General features: G+C 36.6%; 3 protein-coding genes. 2 read left to right on the forward strand and 1 reads right to left on the reverse strand.

The features are described 5' to 3' along the window. Positions 1-176: 176 nt before the first annotated feature. Positions 177-614 (forward strand): hypothetical protein, encoded by a 438-nt coding sequence (locus tag F6K06_RS32970; RefSeq protein WP_124146561.1) that lies wholly within the window; start codon positions 177-179, stop codon positions 612-614. Between the two features lie 576 nt (positions 615-1,190). Here the strand turns inward: F6K06_RS32970 and miaB are convergent. Continuing rightward, positions 1,191-2,546: a tRNA (N6-isopentenyl adenosine(37)-C2)-methylthiotransferase MiaB gene (gene miaB / locus F6K06_RS32975; RefSeq protein WP_124146560.1), complete on the reverse strand. Its 1,356-nt coding sequence runs from the start codon at positions 2,544-2,546 to the stop codon at positions 1,191-1,193. Positions 2,547-3,382: 836 nt separating this feature from the next. Between miaB and F6K06_RS32980 the strand changes: the two genes are divergently transcribed. Next, positions 3,383-5,332 (forward strand): CRTAC1 family protein, encoded by a 1,950-nt coding sequence (locus F6K06_RS32980; RefSeq protein ID WP_124146559.1) that lies wholly within the window; start codon positions 3,383-3,385, stop codon positions 5,330-5,332. Positions 5,333-5,627: the final 295 nt, after the last annotated feature.

Genomic DNA, 5,627 nt, shown 5'->3' on the forward strand with positions numbered 1-5,627 from the left:
GTCGGGAGGTAGACAAACATCTTGATCGAAGCGGATCAACATTTATTTATGTAAGGGGGTGCTTTCCGCCCCACCCTGTGGAGGAGTGGGGAAACCAGCACCCCCTTACCAACCCCCTTATGGTTGTGATGAAGCTATAAATTTTCAATACTAATTTATATTTCAAGGAACTTGCCGTGAATTTACTTAAAATCAATCAAAAATTTTTTCAATTAGGACTATTTACACTTGGTACATTTGCTTTATTAACTTCTTCATCTAAAGTTTTAGCTTCTAACCCAAAAAAAATTGACAACAAATCTATATTACTTGCTCAAGCATCCCGTGAAGAGTGGCGTATTTGCCAAAAAAAAGGAGAAAATTGGTCTGAAATAAAATACTTTGAATCTAAAAATTATTTTGCTAATATTTGTCGTAGTGGTAATGGTCAATTAACTTTAGTAGCTGGTGCTAAATCAAATCCTAATAAACTTTTAGAATTACCTGTTACTGCTGAACAAGGATATTTAGCTATTGATGGAAGTAAAACTTTTATGATAGACAATAGTCATTTTAGTATGGCTATAAACGGAATGGTTGTTAGGAAAGAACAAGTAACTTACAGAGGACAGTAAATTTACCAATTCCTTGATCAAAGAAGAGATATTTTCACAATTACCTCTGAGTTATTATAGCATTGTTTGTAGTTCATAAAATTTCATTATTTAGTTAAATATTACTCTTAATCAAAGGGTAAATTACTGAATTAAATAGAATATTTCTGTCTCTAAAAATTTAGCAAGTTATCTGGGTGCAACTTATCAGTCATCAGTTAATATTTTTAACAGTTTCGTTTCAGACCCCGACACTTCTGGTGGGAAAGCGCGTAGTTTGCCTTGATGGCAGGTCTGTAGACTCCGGTCTTCTTTCCTTTGGGATATCTCATTGTAATAACTGATATAGAATCCGGTTATACAGTATATGTTTATCATTCTATCCACACTTCAATCTCACCCAACTATATAATAAGTATTCAACCAGATTTGATATGATACAGCACTTCCCGATTTTGTGAGGTACATATTTAGCGGGTACATATTTAGCGGGCAAGATGCCTGCACCACAAGAGTTTTACTATTAAAACTTGTACATCATTTGTCCGAAATATGCTGTAACTGTTTACCTATTCACTCAACCCATCCTTACAACTGTTAAACCATCACTAACTGCTTGACTTCTCCTGTCAAACTAAAAGGACGTACTTCAGTAATTTTCACCTGTACTAACTTACCCTTCAATTCATTAATATCCCCCTCAAAAAATGTCAGACGGTTGCCACGGGTACGACCCATAACTTGAGCAGCATTTTTTTGGTTAGTATCTTCAACCAAAATTTCTTCAGTACGACCCATATAACGAAGCGATCGCTCTGCTGCTTTCACTCCCACCAAATGATTCAACCGTTGTAGTCTATCTGCTTTCACCTCCTCACTCACTTGATTTTCCCATAAAGCTGCTGGAGTACCTGGTCTAGGAGAATAAGCAGCAGTATTCAACAGATCGAACCCAATATCCTCAACCAACTTTAGCGTATTCTCAAACTGTGCTTCCGTTTCTCCAGGAAAACCTACTATTGCGTCAGCACTAATAGAAGCATCTGGCATCAGTTCGCGAATTTTATCAATAATCCGGCGATATTTCTCATGGGTGTAACCTCTTGCCATCGCCTTCAATAATTCATTATCTCCAGACTGAAAGGGAATATGAAAATGTTCGCAAACCTTGGGCAATTCAGCACACGCTCTAATTAAACGTTCTGTGAAATAGCGGGGGTGACTTGTGGCAAAGCGAATACGTTCAACACCTTGTACATCATGCACATAGTAAAGTAAATCTGTGAATGTGTGTTTATTGCGTCCTTCTGCTGTCACTCCCGGTAAGTCGCGTCCATAAGCATCAATATTTTGCCCTAACAATGTTATTTCTGGATAACCTTGTCGCCCTAACTCTTCCATTTCAGCGCGAATAGCTTCAGGATAGCGAGACTGCTCTGCACCCCGTACACTGGGAACAACACAATAGGTGCAGTGTTCGTTGCAACCATAAATTATATTTACCCAAGCAGTGACTTTGCTATCCCGTCTGGGTTTAGTGATATCTTCCACAATGTGAATAGGTTCAGTAGCAACTACTTGGTTGCCATTGAATACTTGTTCCAATAAGTCTTGCAAGCGGTTAGCGTGTTGAGGTCCCATAACTAAGTCTAGTTCGGGTACTCGTCGCAGGAGTGCTTCCCCTTCTTGTTGAGCAACACATCCAGCAACAATGAGAGTGAGGTCTGGTTGTTTGTGTTTGCGTTTTGCTTGTCTACCTAGATAAGAGTAGACTTTATGCTCGGCATTGTCACGAATGGTGCAAGTATTGTATAGAATGATGTTGGCATCGTTGGGGTCTTCTGACGAGATGAGGCCCATATTATCTAGGATACCTGCCATGCGTTCGGAGTCGGCTTTGTTCATTTGACAGCCGAAAGTGGTAATATGATAGCGACGGGGTGTTTTAGTCATGGTAAATTAAGGTTATTAAATTAGAATTAGAGTAGTATGGATAATATATGAGAATTGTTAGATTGAATTTTAGGAAAAATCTAGAAAAAAATATCCAAACAAATATGATAAACTAGAAACCGTTAAAACAATTAAAATATTACATATTTAAAGATATCAAACTTTTCTCAAATCGTCAAAAGTCTCCTAGGAGATATCTCTCAAGATAATTATCCCCCCTGGATAAATTTTTATTCGTCAATTCTTGGCATTAAGTATTAGAAAAATCAGCTCTTAAACTCCAAGTATCTATCCCTATAATCTCGATCACCAGTTTATAATTTAGGTCTAAATGGTGAAAATATTTATGAACACAGAAGATATATTCAACATACACTAGCCAATAATAAAAATCTCAATTAGTTGGCTAGAAGACATTTAGCCGAAACAAAATCTCAAGAAATTGAGTATTTCATTAATGGATAATGGACAATTGATAATTACTTCGGGTTTTAACCGTTACGGAATTGAAGATAAGGAAATATCCTAGCACTTTTCTCTTGGTCGATTGGATATGGCGCACTTCGGAGCGGCTCTGTCAAGAGCGGGAGACCTAGCTATCCCATCCTCAGGTCATGCTCCGCAAACGACCACTTTTTCCCCTTGAAAGGGGAGGCAGAGTAAGCTGAATTATTTAATTAATAATTATTAATTATTAATGATTCGGTAAAAATTCAGTCAGTTATTGGGGGCAATAAACTAATGTATTAAAAGGAATAGCTCTTGAACTTAATGGATGCTTCTACCATTTTTCCTATTAATAAATAATATCTCTTGAACAACACTAATTGAATGCCATGAAAATGAAACGTAATATTTTCATATTTGTAGGAATTATATTGATTTCCTTATTGGTGGTTTTATTGAGGCCACAGGATAAAAATAAATATCCATTAAATGCTAATTCTGGTTTCATACAGGAAGAAATCAGTCCCGCTTACTCACTATTTGATTTAGGTGTAGCTGATTTTAATCAAGATACCTTTTTAGATATATTTTCTACGAATCACAATGGTCCTCAAATATTCTTAATTAATCAACAAGGAGAAGATTTCAAAGATGGGCTTTCGGAGTTAGGTTTGCCCCAAAACTATGAAGCTACAGACACACCAGTTCCTGATCCTTTGGCAAATAAGACAGAACCAGGATTGTATATTTATTGGCATAATTATGAATTAATAATAGCTGCCCAAGGTCTGACTAATCCAGAGAATTTAGAAGGTTTGGTAATTGTCCCTCTCTTAGCAACCTCTACCGAATCAGACCAAATATCAACAAACATTAGAAAAACAAATGCTCTATCAGCAGGAATTGATAAGGTTCAGGTAGTAAGATTTAATGTTAAAGGAAATGGCAGATTATCTATCAAGTTTCCAGCATTTTATCCTTTTTTTCCACCCCTATTTAGGTTAAATCCCAGAGCAGATATCAAAAATATTTACCTGGGTTCTCGTTTTCAATCTGCTACTTCCATTGATTTTGCTCTACCACCTATTAATGCCTTACCTCACATGGATCGACATGGTATGGCTTGGAATGATTATAACAATGATGGAAATATTGATATAGCTATTGTTCGAGGAGGAATGCAAGGCAAAATGTCGGAACTATCTCCTAATGCTAAAGATGAATTAATGTTGCAACAAAGTTCTGGTTTTGAAGATATTGGAGAGAAAGTAGGTTTAGCCAAAGCGGGATGTGCTGCACGACAAGTGGCTTGGGTTGATTTTGACCGCGATAATCTTTTAGACCTTTATACTATGTGTGGACGGAAGTTGCCACCTAATTCTAGATATCCTAATCAACTCTATCGCCAAACCCCTGAAGGTCGTTTTATTAATGTTGCTGATGAAAAAAATTTAGGGTTCAAAGATATGGGTTGGTTTACTTGGTTAGATATAGATAACGATCTGGATATGGATTTATTTTGGGCTGATGAAACAACTTTTTGGCTCTACAGAAATGAATCAGGAAATTTTGTTGCAGAAAATTTAGGGGAACAGAAGGGTTTAGTAAATCAATTGGCGATCGCTGATTATGATGGAGATGGAGATTTAGACCTATTCTCAGCTTCCAGAAGAGAAAGTATATTATTTACCAATGTGGATGGTAAATATCAAGCTACAGATCCAGAATCAGTTGGACTACCAAAGAAAGCATTTGCAGCTAACTGGGTTGATTATGATAATGATGGGTTGATAGACTTACATACCTTACGCTACGGAATTTACCGCCAACAACCAGATCGCAGATTTAAAAAAATCAACTTACTAGAGGTTAGTTCACCAAAAACATTTGGGGGATATGCTTACTGTACTTGGTTTGATGTAGACAATGACGGTGATCGCGATTTATTAATGGGTAAATCAACAAAAATGCCTGATTGGGAAAAGCGACAAAGAAAAGACAAGGATATTACGGAATTAGCTAAATATAGTAAGTCTAGGGTTTTGCTGTATCGTAATCCAGGAAATGATAACCATTGGTTAGAAATAGAATTAAAGGGCGCACCAGGAAATTCAGTTGCTATCGGTGCTAAAGTTAAAGTGATTACAGCAAATGGAACACAATTTCAAGAAGTTGGACAGTCAGAAGGATCGTGGCGATCGCAAGGTCATTATCGTCTTTACTTTGGTTTAGGAAAACAAGATAAAATTGATTCGATTCAAGTTATTTGGCCTGATGGTCAAAATCAGGAAATTCAAAATCCTAACCCAGATCAATTGTTAGTTATTGAGAAAGCTTAAGAGCTGATTTATCAAGAGAATCTCAAGAAGACTCAATGACTGGTTCAGTAGCTTTTATTCTGATTTTTGCCACGCTCTTCAATTTTTGTCCTGTACTTAGATTAACAAAATGCCTATGTAATTATCAAACAGGAATTACGCAAATATACTAGATATAGTAGATTATAATGGCTTTGTTGCATGAAAGTAGCGATCGCCAAAAACTCCCTTAGTTGGAAGTTAACTAGATTTCTACTTTGTAGCTCTGGGGTTTACCATTTTGAATCATCACGTTGAGTATGGAACATTGTATGAA

Source organism: Okeania sp. SIO1H4, assembly GCF_010672695.1.
GTDB lineage: Bacteria > Cyanobacteriota > Cyanobacteriia > Cyanobacteriales > Microcoleaceae > Okeania > Okeania hirsuta.

Bases quoted from the DNA above. Each gene is read 5' to 3' on its own strand.
- miaB (WP_124146560.1), bottom strand. From the start codon at position 2,546: ATGACTAAAACACCCCGTCGCTATCATATTACCACTTTCGGCTGTCAA.
- F6K06_RS32980 (WP_124146559.1), top strand. From the start codon at position 3,383: ATGAAAATGAAACGTAATATTTTCATATTTGTAGGAATTATATTGATT.